Origin of the sequence: Nonomuraea sp. MTCD27, from assembly GCF_041950495.1 — a bacterium.
GTDB lineage: Bacteria > Actinomycetota > Actinomycetes > Streptosporangiales > Streptosporangiaceae > Nonomuraea.
This window is the reverse complement of the sequence record NZ_JBGNUW010000002.1, coordinates 766,288-783,814: the sequence shown is the minus strand read 5'-3', so window position 1 is coordinate 783,814 and position 17,527 is coordinate 766,288. Positions and strand designations below refer to the sequence as shown.

Below are 17,527 nucleotides of genomic sequence, written 5' to 3'. Positions count from 1 at the left end.
CGGACAAGGCCTACTCCTCCCGCGGCAACCGCGCCTACCTCCGCAAACGCCACATCAAAGCCGTCATCCCGGAGAAGAAGGACCAGGTCGCCAACCGGAAGAACAAGGGTGGCAGGGGCGGCCGGCCCATCAGCCACGACGCAGAGGTCTACAAGGATCGCAACACCGTCGAGCGTCTGATCAACAAGCTGAAGGCCTGGCGAGGCATCGCCACCCGCTACGACAAGACCCCTGAGAGCTACATCGCCGGCCTCCACCTTCGTGGCGCGATGATTTGGATCAAAGACCTCACACGACCCACCCCTTGATCACAACCCAATACGCGCCCTAGAACGTGAACGCCTGGCTGCGGACGCTGTTGTCGAAGTTCGACAGGAGCAGCTCGGGCTCGCCGACCGAGCGGATGCCGGGCAGCCGGGTCAGCAGCACGCGGAACATCGTGCGCATCTCCTGCCTGGCCAGGTTGGCGCCCAGGCAGAAGTGCGGCCCGGGGCCGCCGAAGCCGACGTGCGGCTTGGTGTCGCGGGTGATGTCGAACGTGTCGGCGTCGGGGAAGACCGACTCGTCACGGTTGGCGGAGCCGTAGAACAGCACGACCTTGTCGCCCTGCTTCAGCTCCAGGCCGCGCAGCGAGTAGTCCTCGGTGACCGTGCGCCGGAACTGCATGATGGGCGACACGTAGCGGACCATCTCCTCGATCGCGCCGTTGATGTGCGCGTCGAAGTCGCTCATCAGCAGCTCGCGCTGCACCGGGTTCTCGGTGAGCAGCCGGATGCCGTGGGCCATCGTGTTGCGGGCCGTCTCGTTGCCGGCCACCAGCAGCAGGGAGAAGAACGAGCCGAGCTCCTTGTCGGTCAGCTTCTCGCCGTCGGGGTTGGCGTTGACCAGCAGGGAGACCAGGTCGCCCTTGGGGTCGGCGACGCGCTCGTGGCCGAGCTTGATCACCATGCGCTGCAGGGCGAGCAGGGCCAGCATGTTCTGGCCGGCCATCTGGACGCTGCGGGCCAGGCTGGGGCGCACGCCGGTGTAGGCGGTGGAGATGTCGACGTGCTGGTGGACCTTCTCCCGCAGCTCCTGCGGGATGTCGAGCATGTCGCAGATGACGTGGATGGGCAGCCGGGCGGCCACCTGGGTGACGAAGTCGCGCGGCCCCGCCTCGACGACGTCGTCCACGATGCGCGCGCACGCGGCCTCGATGTCGCTCTGCAGGCCGGCCAGCATCTTCGGGCTGAACGAGCGGGTGACGATCCGGCGCAGGCGGGCGTGGCGCGGGTCGTCCATGTTGACCATCGACTCGCCGAACACCTGCTTCACCCAGCCGGGCGGCTCCGGGTTGGTGACGGCCGGCTCGCTGGAGAAGATCTTGGCGTTGCGGCTGGCCTCGACCACGTCCGCGTGTCGTACGAGGGCGTAGAAGCCCTTGCCCGAGCGGAGGAAGGGCACCTTCTTCTCAGGGAAGAACACCGGAAGCTCCAATTGCCGGAGCCGGGCGAACGCCTCATTCCGCTCTTTGAGGGGTTTGCGCCAGAAATCCAGATCCGCGAGGTCGATGTCCACCCATCTATCCTGGCACGTTCCGCCGCGTTCAGCGGCCGCCCGGAGCCCCTGTCCCGCCGAGGGCGAGAGTGATGTGCATCCCGCCCTCCTGGCCCGTTCTCGTGCCGTTCAGACCCGGTTCGACCTGCCTGGTCATTACTTCCGGTATGAAGGTTCTGCTGGCCGCCTGCCTGGTTCTCCCCCTCGCTTCCGGTACGACACCCGCCATCGGCTCCACCACCGGCTCCACCACCGGCCCAACCACCGGCCGGGCGTGCGGCGGGCACCCCCTCGACTTCGACGCCGACGGCCGTCCCGACCTCGCCGTGGCCGCCCCCTACGACGCCTCCAGGGCCGGTTCCGTGACCGTCATGTACGGCTCCGGCAGGAAGGCCCGGCTCACCCAGGACGGCGCCGAGCCCGGCGACTCGTTCGGCTCGGCGCTCGCCGTCGGCGACTTCAACGGGGACCGGTGCGCCGACCTGGCCGTGGGGGTGTCGGAGGAGTTCGCCGGGAAGCGGGTGCCGGGGGGCGACGGGAACGGGGTCGTGCAGATCTTCGACGGGTCACCGGAAGGGCTGGTCGCCGGGAAGGAGCTGGCGCTGGCCAAGCCGTCCAGCGACCGGTTCGGGGCCTCGCTGGCGGCGGGGGACCTCGACGGGGACGGCCGGGACGAGCTGGCGGTCGGGGCGCCGAGCCACCGGTCGGGCGGTGCGGTGACCGTGTACTGGATGAAGGGCCGCAAGCCGTACCAGATCACGCAGAAGACGCCGTGGGTGCGCCAGGCGGCGAGCGTCACCGACCAGTGGGGCGCCTCGCTGGCGACCGGCGACTTCGACGGGGACGGGCGCGACGAGCTGGCCGTGGGGGCGCCCGCCGACAGCGTGAAGGTGGACGGGCAGGGCTCGGTGACCGTCATCGACGTGCGCGGGAAGCGGGCCCGGCTGCTCACGCAGAGCACTCCGGGGATCCAGGGCGCCTCGGAGAAGTGGGACAACTTCGGGGCCTCGCTGGCCACCGGGGACTTCAACGGCGACGGCCGGTCCGACCTGGCCATCGGCGTGCCCGGCGAGGGGATCAGCAAGAACCAGCGGGCCATGGACTACGGCGACGGCACCGTGGACGTGCTCTACGGCTCGCGGGCCGGCCTGCGCACCGACAGGACCGAGGCCTGGTCGCAGAACTCGCTGGACGGCAGGCCGCGCTACTACGACCGGTTCGGGGCCTCGCTGGCCGCCGGGGACTTCAACGGCGACGGCAACGACGAGCTGGCCGTCGGCGTGCCCGGCGAGAAGGCCGTCCAGGTGCTCCAGGGCCGCTCGTCGGGCGGGCTGACCCGGGTGGGGAACCTGCTGGTGAAGGGGAAGGGCCAGGACTTCGGGGCCTCGGTGACCGCACTGCCGGGCTGGGAGCGCTACCGGTCGCTGGCCAAGCGGCCCCCGGTGTACGGGCTCGTCGTGGCGGCGCCGGATCAGGGACTCGTCATGTACGCGCCCGGCCGGCGGGAGTCCCGCCTCAAGCTGGGCAAGGTCCGCCAGCTCAGCAAGGGCACCGGCCTGTACGGCTACACCTTCGGCTGACCCCCGTCCCCGACGGGCAGGATCACCCGGAACAGGGCGCCCTTGCCGGGCTCGCTCTCCGCCAGGACGATGCCGCCGTGCGCCTCCACCAGCGTGGCCGCGATCGACAGCCCCAGCCCGGACCCGCCCGTGCTGCGCGCCGGATCGGCCCGGTAGAACCGCTCGAACACCCGCTCGGCCACGTCCGCCGGGAATCCGGGCCCCTCGTCGGCCACCTCCACGACGGCCTGGTCGCCGTCGATACCCACCCGCACCTGGAACGGGGTGCCGGCCGGGGTGTGGGTGAGCGCGTTGGTCACGAGGTTGTTGAGCACCTGGCCCAGCCGGGTCTCGTCGCCGGTCACGATCACGTCGCCGTCCCCGCCGAACAGCCGCACCAGCTCGATCCTCCGGTCGGGCGCCAGCGTCTGGGCGTCGATCACCACCGTGGCCGCCAGGCTGAGCAGGTCCACGGGCCGCATCGCCAGCTCGCGCCGCTGGTCGAGCCGGGCCAGCAGCAGCATGTCCTCCACCAGCAGCCCCATCCGGGCGGCCTGCCCCTCGATGCGGCTCAGCAGGCGTACGGCCTCGGCGAGGTCTTTCTCCTCCCCCAGCCGGTACAGCTCCGCGAACCCCCTGATCGAGGTCAGCGGCGTGCGCAGCTCGTGCGAGGCGTCGGCCATGAACCTGCGCATCAGCTCCTCCGACCGCCGGGCGGCCGTGGCGGACTCGCGGGCGGACTCGGCCGCCGCCTCCCGCTCGCGCACCGCCACCTCGATCCGGGCGAGCATGGTGTTGAGCGAGCGGCCCAGCTTGCCGACCTCGGTGGTGCCGGCCCAGAGGGGCACGCGGCGCGACAGGTCGCCGTCGGCGATGTCGTTCGCGGTGTGCGCGATCTGGCGCAGCGGGCGCAGGCTCCGGCGTACGAGCCAGTAGCAGGCGAACCCGAGCACCACCAGCGTGCCCCCGCCGCCGACCGCGACGATCAGGCCGAGCTGGGAGACCGTGCCGTCCACGTCGCCCAGGCTGATGGCCATCACGCGGCTCTCGCCCAGCCGCCCCGGCACCGCGACGACCCGCCAGCTCGGGCCGCCCGCGCCGCGCGAGTCCACCGTGAAGGGGCGCCCCCTGAGCTCGATGACGTCGGCCAGGGTCAGCCGGGGCAGGTCGGGGCGGTGCTCCTCGGTCGACTCGCTGATGGTCCTGACCAGCGCGCCGCCCGAGTCCAGGATCACGCCGTGGAACAGGCCGAAGAAGCGCTGCGGCCGCGCGTCGGGGCGCGGGTCCGGCGGCGGGGGCGCGTCGCGCCACGGCATGGTGGCCGCGCGCAGCTGCTGGTCGACGCGTTCGACGAGATAGCCGCGCAGCAACCGCACGGCGAACAGGCCGGTCAGCGTGATGGCGAGGGTGACCAGCAGGAGGGTGGCCGAGACCAGCCGCAGCCAGAGCGGCGCCCTGGACAGTTGTTTCCTGAGCTCTCTCATATGCGGGGCGGGCGCAGGATGTAGCCCACCCCGCGCAGCGTGTGCAGGTATTTGCGCTCGCCGGTGTCCACCTTGCGGCGCAGGTAGGAGACGTACGACTCGACGAGCCCGACGTCGGTGCGCCAGTCGCCGTTCCAGACGTGGTCGAGGATCTGCGTCTTCGACAGCACCCGGCCCACGTTGAGCATGAAGTACCGCAGCAGCCGGAACTCCGTCGGCGACAGCCGTACGGGGACGCCGTCGCGCCAGACCTCGTGGCTCTCCTCGTCCAGCTCCAGGTCGGCCACCTGCAGCCGGTTCGGCGGGGGCGCGCCGCGCCGGGTCCTGCGCAGCACGGCCCGGATCCGGGCGATGACCTCCTCCAGGCTGAACGGCTTGGTCACGTAGTCCTCACCGAGTCCCAGCCCGGCGAGCCGGTCCTCCGGCGTGTCCTTGGCGGTCACGAACAGCACCGGGACCCGGCGGCCGCGGGACCGCAGCCTTCCCGCGACCGCCAGGCCGTCGAGGTCGGGCAGCATCACGTCGAGCATCACCAGGTCCGGCGTGCTCTCCTCGGCCACCCGCAGGGCCTCCTTGCCATCGGCCGCGGTCAGCACCTCGAACCCGGCCATGCGCAGGCTGGCCGAGAACAGCTCCCTGATGTTGGGTTCGTCGTCGACCACCAGCAGCCTGGCCTCGGGTTCGCTCATCGCGGGCCGCCTCCCTGGAATCCCTGGCCGCCCTGGGTGATCGAGGCGGCGGTGACCGCGCCGTCGGCGCCCGGCCGGCCGCGCACCACGATCGTGCTGCCGGCCTCGAGGTCGGCGATCTTGCCCGCCTTGGAGATCTGCACGGAGGTCTGGTCGGTGACGTTGACCGTGACGGTGGCGCCGTCGGTGGTCTTGACGTAGACCTTGCCGCCCTCGACCTTCTCGACCGTGCCGACGGTTCCGCCGCCCATCCGCTGCCCGCCGCCAGGCTGCTGTCCACCGCCGGGCTGCTGTCCACCCCCGGGCAGCTGTCCACCGCCGGGCAGCTGGCCATACCCGCCGCCCAGGGCGCGCTGCGCGCCCGCGGCGGCCTGCGGGGGCGCGTCGCCGGCACCGAACACGCTCTGCGCCTGCATGCCGAGGAGGATCCCGGCCACCAGCACGACCCCGGCGCCCAGCGCCAGCGTGACCTTCGAGGTGCCCTTGACGGGCTGGACGGCGAGCTCCTCCCGCAGATCGTCGGGGAACGGCGAGGAGTCCAGCTTGTCCATGTCCTTCTCCTTACTCGTGGCGCAAGGCCTGGATCGGCCTGAGCTTGGCCGCCCTGTTGGCGGGATAACTGCCGAAGAACAGCCCGATCCCCAGCGAGACGCCCAGCGCCAGCACGACCGACGACGGCACGAGGACCGGCTCGATGCCGGCGACGGTGAACCTGGTCCCCACGAACGCCACCAGCACCCCGGACAGCCCCCCGACCAGGCTCAGCAACGTGGCCTCCATCAGGAACTGGCCCAGGATCGCTCCCCTGGGCGCGCCGATGGCCTTGCGGATGCCGATCTCGCGGGTGCGCTCGGTGACCGTCACCAGCATGATGTTCGTGATGCCGATGCCGCCCACCAGCAGCGAGATCGCGGCGACGGCGCCCAGCAGCACGGTGAAGGTGCCGGTGGCCGCACTGACGGTCTCCTGCAACGTGGCCTGGTTGAGTATGCGGTAGTCGGGGTTGTTGTTCGTGATGCCGTGTCGTTGGTTGAGGATAGCCGTGACCTCGGCCTGGGCCGCCGTGGTGGCCTCGGCCCCGGTCGCCTGCACGACGATCTGGCCGAGCGAGCCGAACCCGCTCAGGCTCTGCTGCACGGCCGGCAGCGGCGCGACGGCCACGTCGTCGGCGTCCTGTATGCCGGTGGACCCGGCCTCCTTCAGCACGCCGACCACCGTGAACGGCACCCCGGACACGCTGATCTGCTTGCCGATCGGATCGACGGTGCCGAACAGCTCCTCCACCACGGTCCGGCCGAGCACCACGACCTTCCTGGCGGCCAGCACGTCGTCGTTGAAGAAGTACGTGCCCTGGGCGACGGGCTTGTTGACGGCCTCGAAATAGCTCGGGTACGTGCCGACGAACTGCGAGATCGCGTGGCTGGCGGCGCCGTACGCGGCCGTGGCGGAGGAGGCGTTCACGACCGGCGAGACGCTCTTGACCGACGGCGCGAGCGTCCGGTCGGTCAGCGCCTTGGCGTCGGCCAGGCTGAGGTCCCTGGCCTGGGTACGCGGCCCGGTGTTGCCGCCACCGCCGCCACCACCGCCGCCGACCGGCACGCGCATGCCGCCGCCGCCGGCGCCCGAGAAGGACGGCGAGATCGTGAGCGTGTTGGCGCCGAGCCGCTGGATGTTCTGCTGGATGCTCTGCGAGGAGCCCTCGCCGACGGCCACCAGCATGATGACCGCGGCCACGCCGATGAGGATGCCGAGCGTGGTCAGCGCGCTGCGCATCTTGTTGGCCAGCAGGCCGCGCAGGGCGAAGCGGAGGATCTCGATCTGGTTCACCGGGTGGCCGCGCCGTCTCTCTCGGGGTCCTTCTCGGGGTCCTTCTCGGGGTCCTTCTCGGGCGTGCGCGGCGGCGGGCCGTCCACCGGCGCCTGGCGGCGGTCCTCGACGATCTCGCCGTCCACCAGCCTGATCACCCGCTTGGCGTGCGCGGCCACGTCGTCCTCGTGCGTGATCAGCACGATCGTGCGGCCGGACGCGCTGAGCCGGTCCATGATCTCCAGGACGTCGCCGGTGGAGGCGGTGTCGAGGTTGCCGGTCGGCTCGTCGGCCAGCAGCAGGGCGGGCGCGGTGACCAGCGCCCGAGCCACGGCCACGCGCTGCTGCTGGCCGCCGGAGAGCTGGTTCGGCTCGTGGTGCACCCGGTCGGTCAGCCCGACCTGCTCCAGCGCGGCCAGCGCCCGCTCGCGCCGCTCGGCCAGGCCGACGCCGCCGTACACGAGCGGCAGTTCGACGTTGGCCAGCGCGCTCATGCGCGGGATCAGGTTGAACGACTGGAAGACGAAGCCGACCCTGCGGTTGCGCAGGATGGCGAGCTGGTGCTCGTTCAGCCGGCCCACGTCGGCGCCGTCGATGAGGTACGTGCCGGAGGTCGGGACGTCGAGGCAGCCCAGGATGTTCATGAGCGTGGACTTGCCGGAGCCGGAGGCGCCCATGATGGCCACGTAGTCCCCCCGCTCGACGTCCAGGCTGATGCCGCGCAGGGCGCGTACCTTGGCGTCGCCCTCGCCGTACTCCTTGACGAGGTCCCGCACGCGCAGGACGGGCACGGGCCGCACGGCCCGCGGTTCCGCGGTCGTCATCGCGCGCCCCCGCCCGGCATGCCGCCCCCGGGGAACCCGCCCCCGCCGAACTGCCGCTGGCCGCCGCCGTTGCCCGTGGTGCCGGTCGTGGTGGTGGACGGGGGCACGATCTGGTCGCCCTCGGCCACGCCCGACCTGATCTCCGTGAGCGTGGTGCCCTGCACGCCGACCTCGATCGGGGTCCTGGTCGGGCGGCCGTCCTTGAGCACGGTGACCGTGGTCTGGCCGCCGCTGGTGGAGACCGCCGTGGAGGGGACGGTGACGACGTTCTCGGCCTGGCCCACCACGACCTCGACGGTGGCGGTCTGGCCCAGCCTGACCTCGCTCGGGACCTTCGTGAAGGTGACCGTGACCGGGTACTGCACGACGTTGTTGCTGGTGGAGGCGACCGGCTCGATCTGGGTGACCTCACCCGTGGCCGTCACGCCCGGCAGCGCGTCGAACGTGACCGTGGCCTCCTGGCCCTGCTCGAGCTTGCCGACGTCGGACTCGGTGAAGGTGCCGACGAGCTGGAGCCTGGTGGTGTCGGCGAGCTCGACGAAGCCGCCGGAGCCGGAGCTCGCGGTGGAGCCCGTGCCGCCCGTCGACCCCGTGCCCCCAGTCGACCCCGTGCCCCCTGTCGATCCCGTGCCCCCTGTGGAGCCCGTGGTCCCGGTGGAGCCCTGCCCGCCGCTGGACCCCGAACCCGAGGCGGGTCCGCCGACCGAGCCGTTCACGGCCGTGATCGTGCCCTTGAACGGCGCCTTCAGCACGGTGGCCGCGACCGTGCGCTGCGCCTCGCGGTAGGCGTTGCGGGCCTTGATGTAGGCGGCGTAGAGCTGGGCCGTGTCCGTGCCGTCGTCGAGGGCGCTCTCGTACGTGGCCTTGGCCGCCGACAGGCTCTCCTGGGCGGCGTCGTCGTCCAGCCGGGCAAGGAGATCGCCCTTGGCGACCTTGTCCCCGGCCTTGACGTAGATCTTCTCCACGGTCCCGCTCGTCCCGAACGACAGCGCCCTGGACCGGGAGCTCTCGACCGCGCCCGAGGCGGACACCGCGGCGGTCACGGAGCCGCGGCCCGCGGTCACCGTGCGCACGGCGGTCTCTCCCGCGGCCTGTCCCGTGCCGAGCTGCGCGTAGGCGAGCCCGGCGCCGCCCAGCAGGAGCACCGTGAGCGTCCCGTTGGTTATCAGCGCTCTGCGCCTGATCGACACCTTCACGAGCGGTGACCCTTGCACACCAGGCTGCGCCGCAGCCGCGAGCAAGCTGAACGTTCGCTGACAACCCGGCCGGCCGGGCGGGCACTCAGGCAACTCTGAGGGTCCTCGCAGCCTGCCGCGATCCTGCTCGGCCAGGATGGGCCGCCATGAGACCGACTTTCGCGCTGGGCGGGCTCGCCCTGGCCGTGCTCGTGGCCGGGTCCGGCCTGGCACTGGCGCTGCGCGACGACGCCCCGCCCACCGTCCAGGTACGGCTGGCCGCCGCCCAGCGCGGGCAGGTCACGGCCTCGGTCAGCGCGGCGGGCAACACCGTGGACGGCTCGCGCAGGGACCTGGCCTTCGGCTCCTCCGGGACGCTGACGAAGGTGTACGTGAAGGTCGGGGCCAAGGTGAAGCGGGGCCAGGTCCTGGCCAAAATCGACGGGCGGGCGGCGCGGGAGGCGTACGCGGCGGCCAAGGCCGACCTGGCGGCCGCCGAGGAGGCGCTGGAGGAGGCGTCCTCGGGTTCGACGGCTTCGGCGGACACCGGGGGTGGGAACCCCTCGTCGTGCGTACCGGGCGGCGCGACGCCCGGCGCCTCGACCCCGGCGACCGGCACCACTCCGGCCCCATCCGGCCGGGCCACCCCCGCTCCCTCCAGCAGTCCGACCGGCCCGTCCCCCGCTCCCTCCAGGGGACCGACCAGCACAGTCCCCGCTCCCTCCGGGGGGCCGACTGCCGCGACACCGGCCCCGTCAGGGAAGGCGACCGGCGGCGTCGTCCCCGGCACCACGACCGCTACAGGCGCCATGGCCGCTTCAGGCACCACGACCGCTTCAGGCGCCACGGCGGCTCCAGGCGGCACGACCGCGCCCGGCGTCGCGGTGACCGGCGTCCCGGCCGGCTCCGGGACCGGCGCTTCCGCGCGCACGGGCACCGGTGCTCCGGCCGCTCGGGCGACGGGCGGTGCGGACGGCGGCGGCGCCTTCGGCCCGGCCGGCCCTGCTGACGGGAAGCCGGACACGAGCCCGACACCCGGCCCCACCCCGCACCCGACCACCACGCCGACGCCCGGCCCCACCGACCCCCAGCCGCAGCCCCAGACCACGGTGACGGTCACCGCGACCGCCACGGTGACGGCCACCGTGACGGCCACCGTGACGGCCAGGGTCACCACGACCGTCACCGCGACCCCGACGGGCGGAACGGGCGGAACCGGCGGGAACGAGCAGTCCGGCGGCCACCCCTCCGCCCCCACCTCCCCGTATCCCACCGGCACACCATCCACCACCGGCAAACCCTCGACCACCGCCAAACCGTCCGCCACCGGCAAGCCGTCCGGCACCGCGAAACCGTCGGCGAGCGGCAGGCCCACGGGCGGTGGCAAGCCCTCGACCGGGCCCAGCACCGGCGGCGACCGCACCTCCCAGGGTTCCTGCGCCCGGAGCGGAAGCACCGGCACCGGGCAACCGGCAGGGACGGGGCAACCGGCAGGGACGGGGCAACCGGCAGGGACGGGGGCCAAGGGCGGGGTCAGCGAGGAGCAGGCCGCCGCGAACGTGGACCGCGCCGAGGCCGCCGTCGAGGAGGCCGCCGACGCCGTACGGGCCACCCGGATCGTGGCCCCGGCGGCGGGCACGGTCCTGTCGGTCGGCGGCGGGACCGGTGACACGGCGGGCACCGGCACGTTCATCAGCCTCGGCGACCTGAACGAGCTGCAGGTCCAGGCCATGGTCACCGAGTCCGACGTGAACCGGCTCAAGCTCGGCCAGAAGGCGCAGATCACCCTGGCCACCCGGAGCGGCGAGCGGTACGAGGGCACGGTGACGGCGATCGCGCCGACCGCGACGGTGGACGGCCGGCTCGTCCGCTATTCGGTCTCCCTCGCCTTCGACGAGCCGCCCGCCGGGCTGATGCTCGGCCAGACCGCCTCGGTGACGGTCACCACGGACGAGGCCAGGGACGCGCTGTACGTGCCCGCCGCGGCGGTGCGCAGCCGGTCGGACGGCACCCAGGTGGTCACCGTACGCTCCGGCGGCCGGGACTCGGCGAAGGTGGTGCGGACCGGGGTGCGCGGCGACCAGTACGTGGAGGTCACCTCGGGCCTGGGCGAGAGCGACCAGGTGGTCATGTCGGGCGGCACGTCGGGCGAGTTCCCGGACGGGGCCTGGCCCGGCGCATGAGCTGACCGGTCCGGACGGAAACCACCCGCCCGCCCGGGCCGGTCACTCCCGGCCGGACTCCGGCGAACCTGCCACTCCGGAGTCCGGCCGGGTCTTCCCGTCGCGAGTGGAATGGCCGGGCGGGATGGCCCGGCGAGATGGCGGGTGAAATGGCCGCTGACCGGTTGAGCGGATCCTCAGCCGGCTCCCAGCCAACGTTCAGCGAACAGCCGCCCACCCAGCACAGGCCGAGCCCGACGCCCGGACGGTCCCCCCGCGCCGGGCCCCGGGCGTCCGGACGGTCGTTCAGCCGGCGCGGGGGGCCGCGGCCCGGCCGGCGGCCGCCGCCCCCGTGACGGCCGGGATCGTGAGGCTGTGGGCGGTCCTGGCGCGGGCGCCCTTGCGGGAGATGTAGTCCAGCGTCCGGAAGTCCACCGCCAGCTCGTCGCGGGTCAGCCGCGCCACCAGGTAGCCGCGCCGCTGGTCGATGTAGGAGATGTGCGGGTTCTCCTGCAGCGCCTCGGAGATCCACGTCCGGTCGCGGTACCCGTCGCCGTCGCTCGCGATCGACGAGGCCACCAGTTCCCTGGCCACCACCGGGGAGTCCGGGTCGTCGAAGTCGGTCTTGAGCTCGGCCAGGTGGTGCATGTGCGCGTCGCCGGTCAGCACCACGGGGTTCGGCGTACGGGCCAGGGAGCCGAGCAGGCGCGTGCGCTCGGCCGCGTAGCCGTCCCACGAGTCCAGGTTCACCTCGCGCCCCGGTCCGACCTTGTAGTCGCGGTGCGCCATCATGATCTGCTGCCCGAGCAGGTTCCAGCGGGTGGTGGAGCCGTTCAGGCCGCTCTCCAGCCAGCGCCACTGGTCGGCCCCGAGCAGCGTGCGCGTGTCCGCCAGCCGGTCGTCGCACCCGGCCCGCACCCCGTCCAGGCACGCCTGGTCGTCGCGGAACTGCCGCGTGTCCAGCAGGTGGAAGCGGGCCAGCGTGCCCCAGGAGACGCGCCGGTTCACCCGGAGCACCGCACCCTGGAGGCTGGCTCGGCGCAGCGGCATGTTCTCGTAGTACGCCCTGAACGCCTCTGCCCGCCGCCGCTCGAACCCCGCCGCCCCGGTGCTGGAGACGGGCCCGGCCCAGTTGTTCTCCACCTCGTGGTCGTCGAAGGCCACCAGCCACGGCGCCACCGCGTGCGCGGCCTGCAGGTCGGGGTCGCTCTTGTACTGGGCGTGCCGCAGGCGGTAGTCGGCGAGGGTCTGGCACTTGCCGGGCGTGTGGGTGCGTACGCGGCCGGCCAGCGCGGTGTAGCCGCTGGGGCCGTACTCGTACATGTAGTCACCGAGGAACACCACCAGGTCCGGCTCCTGCTCGGCCAGGCGGCGGTAGGCGGTGTAGTAGCCGTGCTCGTAGTGCGCGCACGCGGCGACCGCGAAGTTGAGCGGCGTCTCCCCCGTCGGCGTCGTCCTGGTCCGGCCGGCCGGTGACAGGCGGCCCTGGCTCCTGAACCGGTAGAAGTAGTCGCGCCCCGGCTCCAGGCCCTTCAGCTCGACGTGCACGCTGTGGGCGTCGCGCGCCCGGGCGGTGGCGGTGCCGGACTTGACGACCTTGGCGAAGCGCTCGTCCGTGGCGACCTGCCAGTCCACCTCCACGTCCCGGGAGGGCATGCCGCCGCGGCCGTCGCCGCCGAGCGGTTCGACGGCCAGCCTGGTCCACAGGACGAAGCCGTCGGCGGAGGGGTCGCCGGAGGCCACGCCCAGCGTGAAGGGGTCGGATCTGAGGGTTCTGGACGGGGAGGCGGCCGCCGCCGGGGCGGCGGGCTGCGGGAGGAGGAGGCCGGCTGTCGCCGCTGTCAGGAAGGCTCTGCGGTCCACGTTCACAGGTATGTCCACCTGCGCTGACTCAGCCGTGACAGTGGAGTCAAGCGCGGGTGAACAACATCGGTCGTCCTGCGACTTCGGGCCCCCTGCGGATCAGCGGGCGGCCGCCCCCGGCAGTTCCGCGCGGAGCGTGACCGCGTCGGTGAAGCGTACGCCGGTCATGCCCGCGCGCCGGGCGCCCTCCACGTTCTCCTGGCGGTCGTCGATGAAGACGATCTCGGACGGGTCGGTGCCGAGCGCGCGCGCCATCTCGTCGTAGATCTCCCTGTCGGGTTTGACCAGCCCCATCCTGCCGCTGTAGAAGCGGTGCCCGATCGCGGCGATCCAGGGGAGCTCGTCGAGGCCGTCGCCGACGCAGACGGGCGCGTTGGACAGCAGCGCCACGTGGCGGCCGCCCTCGATCAGCTCACCGAGCAGCGCGACCGTGTCCTCGTTGGGGTGGGCCCAGCTCGCGACGTCCATGGCGACCAGCCGCGCGACCTCGGAGTGGGTGACGGCCCGGCCCAGCACCGCCGACCAGTACGTGAACGGCGTAAGACCGCCCCCGTCGAACTCCAGCCGGTGCTCCCAGTAGCCCCGCTTGAACTCCTCGGGCTCGGCGCCCACGGCCAGCGCCATGGCGTCGGCGTCGGACTCGGGCTGGGGCAGGGAGAGGACACCGCCGTAGTCGAAAACAATCCACGTCATGCCAGGAATGGTCGCAGATGCGGGTCGAGCGCCGGGCAGCCCAGGTATTTCTCGACGGTGTGGAAGTCGATCCAGTCGATGTTGACCAGCTCTTCGACGTCGACCCCGGTGAAGCTGGCGGCCAGGGCGGGCGGGATGGCGGCGATGTCGTCCTTGTCGGCGATGTTCACCCAGCGTCCGACGCCGCGGGGCCGCTCGCCGCGGCCGTTGACGGGGGCGGGCAGGAGGCGCTCGAAGACGACGTTGCGCATGCCCAGGGGGCTGCCGAGGGTGATCAGCAGGTCGACCTGGAGGTCGGGGTTCGCCCACAGGGCCTCGTACGCGACCACGCTGCCCAGCGAGTGGGCGATGACGACCTGCGGCCGGTGCCTCCTGATGACCTCCGCCACGGCCTGCCGGGACTTCTCGCGCCTGGCCTGGTCGGTGAGGTAGGCGGCCACCTCGGGCGCGAAGAGCTTGGCGAACGCCGCCGAGCGGCTGTCGAGCCGGTTCAGCAGCCAGCCGGTGAACGATTTGAGCGCTCCCGTGACGTGCTCGCCCACGCCCAGGTTCCGGGCCCAGCCGATGAGGACCTGCTGAGCCTGGAGCTCCAGGGCGGCGGAGGCCTTCGTCCGTCCTGTGCCGGGCCCGTCGTCGTCCTCCCCGTCGTGCAGGAGGTGGGAGAAGTAGGCGATCTCGGCGAAGTAGGCCCGCGCCTCGCCCCCGAGCGACGCGTGCAGGTAGCGGTCCCATTTGCGCCGCATGGCCTCCGCCGCCCCGGCCGCGGACCGGCCGGCCTGGAGGTAGTAGTTGTACTTGCCGATCCCGTGCACGCCGACGATGACGGCCACCGCGCCTCCCCAACCCCGTGATCCTCTCGCGCGATATTGGCATACGCCGCTTGCAACCGGCCGTCAAGCGGCAGGATCGGCCGTCCGGTGCGGGGAAAATGCCATTGCGGGCGGTACGGGGCAGCCGGATACGGTAACAGGTGTAAAGGAACGCACGTTTGAGAACGGGAGCCCCGCGCATGCCCGGCCCGCTGGTCGTCAACGACTCGGTCGTCATCCCCGACGCCGAGCTCGTCTGGCGTTTCTCCCGTTCGTCCGGCCCGGGCGGCCAGGGCGTCAACACCACGGACAGCCGCGTGGAGCTGACCTTCGACGTCGCCGCGAGCACCGCGCTGCCGCCCCCGCTCAAGGAGCGCGCCCTGGAGCGCCTCGGCTCCGAGACGATCACGATCGCCGCCTCCGAATACCGCTCCCAGCTGCGCAACCGGGAGGCCGCCCGGCACCGCCTGGCGCAGCGCCTGCGCGAGGCCATGGCCCCGCCGCCGAAGCACCGCCGCAAAACCAAGCCCAGCCGCGGCGCCGTCGAGCGCCGCATCGCCACCAAGAAACAGCGCTCCGACCTCAAGCGCCTGCGCCGCAATCCCTAGTCCGGCCGGACGGCCCGCCGACCCGTCCGGCCGGGCATTCATATCGACATTATGCGATATATTGATGCGACTTATGGGCCTGACGTGTAAGGGGAACCCGATGGGTGGCATTGACGGCATGGATCTCGGGACGTTCGGGATCTACACCTTCGACTTCGAGCGCCGGCCGGCCACGCGGATGCGCGAGTCCGTCCAGGAGCTGGAGGAGCTGGGCTGGCGGGCGTTCTGGATGCCCGAGCTCCTCGGCCGCGAGGCGCTCACGCACGCCGGCTTTCTCCTGTCCTGCACCGAGCGCATCAACGTCGTCAACGGCATCGCGCAGATCTGGTCGCGCGGGGCCCGGTGGACGTACGGCGCCGCGCTCCTGCTGGCCGACGCCTACCCCGGCCGGCACGTGCTCGGGCTGGGATTCGGCGGGGAGCGGCGGCCGGGGACCAGGCCCCTGGCGGCCATGACCGCCTACCTGGACGAGCTCGACTCGGTCGAGACGGTGAACCCCGCCCCGAGGGCGCCGATGCGCCGCATCCTGGCCGCGTACGGGCCCAGGATGCTCGAGCTGGCCCGCGACCGCGCCGCCGGCGCCCAGTCCTACCACGTCAACGTGGCGCACACCGCGCAGGCGCGGGAGATCCTGGGGCCGGACGCGTTCCTGGGCGTGGAGCACGCGGTGCTGTTCGAGTCCGACCCCGGCAGGGCGCGGGCGGCGGCGCGCGAGCACCTGGCGCCCTACCTGGGGAGCCCGTACAACGTGGCGAAGTTCCGCCGGCTGGGCTACTCGGAGGAGGAGATCGCGGGCGGCGGCGCCGACCGGCTGGTCGACGACTTGGTGTTCTGGGGCGACCCGGAGACCATCGTCGGGAAGCTGCGCACCCACGTCGCCGCCGGCGCCGACCACGTCGCGGTGCAGGTGATCGGGATCGAGCCGGGCGGCTCCGCGATGCCCTACTGGCGCCTGCTCGCCGACGCCCTCCTCCCCCGCCCCGCCTGACCACCCCACCCGAGCACGCCACCTGAGCACGCCGCCCGACCGCGCCCGAGCGCTGCCTGACCGCGCCGCCTCAGGCGCCGAGCAGGAGCCGGCGCACCGCCTCCTCGCCTTCCGCGGCGACGGCCGCGGCCCGCCCCAGGGACCCGTCGACGGTCTCGGCGAAGGCCGCGGGGCCGCCGACGGCGGCGACGGTCTCGGCGGGCAGGAACTTGATCAGCAGGGCGGAGGTGCCCGGCGGCATGCCGGCGAAGTGCACGGTGAGCAGGCCGTGGTCGCGCAGCAGCACCATCGCGAGCAGGGCGGTGGCGTCGATGGCCGCCAGGTCCGGCGTGCCGGGACCGCCCCGGCGGGCGAGCTCGGCGGCGACGGCCTCGCCGGGCAGGCGGGTGATGAACGGCGTCTCCTGCACCAGATCGGCTCCGAGCCGGGCCCGCAGCGCCTCCCCGACCAGGCGGGTCGAGGCGATCAGGTCGCGGACGCGTTCCGGCCGGTACGCCTCCAGGGTCCGGACGACGGCCGGGTAGAGCACCGGACGGCATTCGCTGCCCAGCTCGAAGGTCCTGGCCCGGACGCGGGCGACCAGGTCCGCCCGGCCGCCGAGCAGGCCCACCCGGGGCCCGCCGACCCCGTACTTGTCCAGGCCGGTCGCGCCGAGGTCGGCGCCGAACTCCAGCGTGCGGGGCTGGCCGAGCACGGCGGGCCCGACGCGGGCGCCACCGGCGTCGTCGACCACGACCGTCGCGCCGCGCTCGTGCGCCAGGGCGACCACGCGCCGCAGATCCTCCTCGGCGAGCGCCTCGTAGCTGACGGCGAGCCGGGTCAGCGCCACCACCGAGACGTCGGGGTGCTGGGCCAGCGCCCGCTCGAAGGCGTCCACCCCGATGGTGTCCACGAAGAGGCCGCCCGCGTCCCGCACGCCCCGCACGACCGCGGGATGGCTGTACGTGGCCGAGACGCCCACCACGGTCGACCCTGGGCGCACCGCCACCTGGAAGGCCGCGAACAGGGCGGCCGTCAACCGGTTGGCGACCGCGATGTCGTGCGTGCCCGCGTCGCCGCCCAGATGGGCCAGCCCGAGCTCCCGGACGCGCTCGGAGTACAGCGCGCCGGCCCATTCGTCGTCCAGGAGCCACCGGTCCACCTCGGGGAGCGGCAGCCCGCGCTCCAGCCCGCTCACGTTGTGCAGGGGGAGGCCGGCCGACTCCCGGTGGCGGATGTGCTCCCAGGCCACGGCCAGTTTGCGCAGGTGGGCCTCCGTGCCGGAGAGGACGGCCCCGGGCGCGTACGGCAGTCCGCCGGTGTGGGGCTTCGCGTCGGTCGTCATGATGCCT

16 protein-coding genes are annotated in these 17,527 nt (G+C 72.9%); 5 read left to right on the top strand and 11 right to left on the bottom strand.

The features are described 5' to 3' along the window. Nucleotides 1–308: transposase (locus ACBJ59_RS08130; RefSeq protein ID WP_375109513.1), on the top strand; the 308-nt coding region annotated here is incomplete at its 5' end. A 19-nt stretch (nucleotides 309–327) separates the two neighbouring features. Here the strand turns inward: ACBJ59_RS08130 and ACBJ59_RS08125 are convergent. Next, nucleotides 328–1,557, bottom strand: coding sequence for a cytochrome P450 (locus ACBJ59_RS08125; RefSeq protein ID WP_375109512.1), 1,230 nt, complete (start codon nucleotides 1,555–1,557; stop codon nucleotides 328–330). 146 nt (nucleotides 1,558–1,703) lie between these two features. Between ACBJ59_RS08125 and ACBJ59_RS08120 the strand changes: the two genes are divergently transcribed. Next, entirely contained in the window at nucleotides 1,704–3,116 is a 1,413-nt protein-coding gene (locus ACBJ59_RS08120; RefSeq protein ID WP_375109511.1) for an FG-GAP-like repeat-containing protein, read from the top strand. On the opposite strand, the gene ACBJ59_RS08115 is transcribed toward ACBJ59_RS08120, so the two are convergent. Genes ACBJ59_RS08115 through ACBJ59_RS08090 form a run of 6 tightly spaced genes read right to left on the bottom strand, consistent with a single transcriptional unit; the run spans nucleotide 3,101 to nucleotide 9,094 of the window. Next, nucleotides 3,101–4,579 (bottom strand): sensor histidine kinase, encoded by a 1,479-nt coding sequence (locus tag ACBJ59_RS08115; RefSeq protein ID WP_375109510.1) that lies wholly within the window; start codon nucleotides 4,577–4,579, stop codon nucleotides 3,101–3,103. The genes ACBJ59_RS08120 and ACBJ59_RS08115 overlap by 16 nt on opposite strands. Then, a complete protein-coding gene (locus ACBJ59_RS08110; protein ID WP_364112106.1) occupies nucleotides 4,576–5,268 on the bottom strand; it encodes a response regulator transcription factor in 693 nt (230 codons plus the stop codon). The genes ACBJ59_RS08115 and ACBJ59_RS08110 overlap by 4 nt, the downstream gene beginning before the upstream one ends. After that, nucleotides 5,265–5,819, bottom strand: a complete 555-nt coding sequence (locus ACBJ59_RS08105; RefSeq protein ID WP_375109509.1) for a hypothetical protein — start codon at nucleotides 5,817–5,819, stop codon at nucleotides 5,265–5,267. The genes ACBJ59_RS08110 and ACBJ59_RS08105 overlap by 4 nt, the downstream gene beginning before the upstream one ends. 10 nt (nucleotides 5,820–5,829) lie before the next feature. Next, the gene (locus ACBJ59_RS08100; protein WP_375109508.1) at nucleotides 5,830–7,095 is read right to left on the bottom strand and encodes an ABC transporter permease; all 1,266 of its coding nucleotides are present in this window, start codon (nucleotides 7,093–7,095) and stop codon (nucleotides 5,830–5,832) included. Continuing rightward, nucleotides 7,092–7,898 carry an ABC transporter ATP-binding protein gene (locus ACBJ59_RS08095; protein ID WP_375109507.1) on the bottom strand — a complete coding sequence of 269 codons (807 nt, stop codon included), beginning with the start codon at nucleotides 7,896–7,898 and terminating at the stop codon, nucleotides 7,092–7,094. Before ACBJ59_RS08095 ends, ACBJ59_RS08100 begins: the two co-directional genes overlap by 4 nt. Continuing rightward, nucleotides 7,895–9,094: an efflux RND transporter periplasmic adaptor subunit gene (locus ACBJ59_RS08090; protein ID WP_375109506.1), complete on the bottom strand. Its 1,200-nt coding sequence runs from the start codon at nucleotides 9,092–9,094 to the stop codon at nucleotides 7,895–7,897. Before ACBJ59_RS08090 ends, ACBJ59_RS08095 begins: the two co-directional genes overlap by 4 nt. Nucleotides 9,095–9,240: 146 nt before the next feature. On the opposite strand from ACBJ59_RS08090, the gene ACBJ59_RS08085 reads away from it, so the two are divergent. Continuing rightward, complete coding sequence (locus ACBJ59_RS08085) at nucleotides 9,241–11,256, top strand: efflux RND transporter periplasmic adaptor subunit (protein ID WP_375109505.1); 2,016 nt, start codon at nucleotides 9,241–9,243, stop codon at nucleotides 11,254–11,256. Between the two features lie 285 nt (nucleotides 11,257–11,541). Here ACBJ59_RS08085 and ACBJ59_RS08080 read toward each other — a convergent pair whose 3' ends face one another. The 3 genes from ACBJ59_RS08080 to ACBJ59_RS08070 all read right to left on the bottom strand — a co-directional run bounded on the left by ACBJ59_RS08080 (nucleotide 11,542) and on the right by ACBJ59_RS08070 (nucleotide 14,621). Continuing rightward, nucleotides 11,542–13,098 carry an alkaline phosphatase D family protein gene (locus ACBJ59_RS08080; RefSeq protein ID WP_375109504.1) on the bottom strand — a complete coding sequence of 519 codons (1,557 nt, stop codon included), beginning with the start codon at nucleotides 13,096–13,098 and terminating at the stop codon, nucleotides 11,542–11,544. A gap of 99 nt (nucleotides 13,099–13,197) precedes the next feature. Continuing rightward, entirely contained in the window at nucleotides 13,198–13,791 is a 594-nt protein-coding gene (locus ACBJ59_RS08075; RefSeq protein ID WP_375109503.1) for an HAD family hydrolase, read from the bottom strand. After that, nucleotides 13,788–14,621, bottom strand: a complete 834-nt coding sequence (locus ACBJ59_RS08070; RefSeq protein ID WP_375109502.1) for a hypothetical protein — start codon at nucleotides 14,619–14,621, stop codon at nucleotides 13,788–13,790. The genes ACBJ59_RS08075 and ACBJ59_RS08070 overlap by 4 nt, the downstream gene beginning before the upstream one ends. Nucleotides 14,622–14,800: 179 nt before the next feature. Here ACBJ59_RS08070 and arfB point away from each other — a divergent pair, with 179 nt between their 5' ends. Both arfB and ACBJ59_RS08060 read left to right on the top strand, forming a co-directional pair. Next, nucleotides 14,801–15,208: an alternative ribosome rescue aminoacyl-tRNA hydrolase ArfB gene (gene arfB, locus ACBJ59_RS08065; RefSeq protein ID WP_375109535.1), complete on the top strand. Its 408-nt coding sequence runs from the start codon at nucleotides 14,801–14,803 to the stop codon at nucleotides 15,206–15,208. A 100-nt stretch (nucleotides 15,209–15,308) separates the two neighbouring features. Then, entirely contained in the window at nucleotides 15,309–16,196 is an 888-nt protein-coding gene (locus tag ACBJ59_RS08060; protein ID WP_375109501.1) for a TIGR03620 family F420-dependent LLM class oxidoreductase, read from the top strand. A 70-nt stretch (nucleotides 16,197–16,266) separates the two neighbouring features. Here ACBJ59_RS08060 and ACBJ59_RS08055 read toward each other — a convergent pair whose 3' ends face one another. Then, complete coding sequence (locus ACBJ59_RS08055; RefSeq protein ID WP_375109500.1) at nucleotides 16,267–17,520, bottom strand: hypothetical protein; 1,254 nt, start codon at nucleotides 17,518–17,520, stop codon at nucleotides 16,267–16,269. Nucleotides 17,521–17,527: the final 7 nt, after the last annotated feature.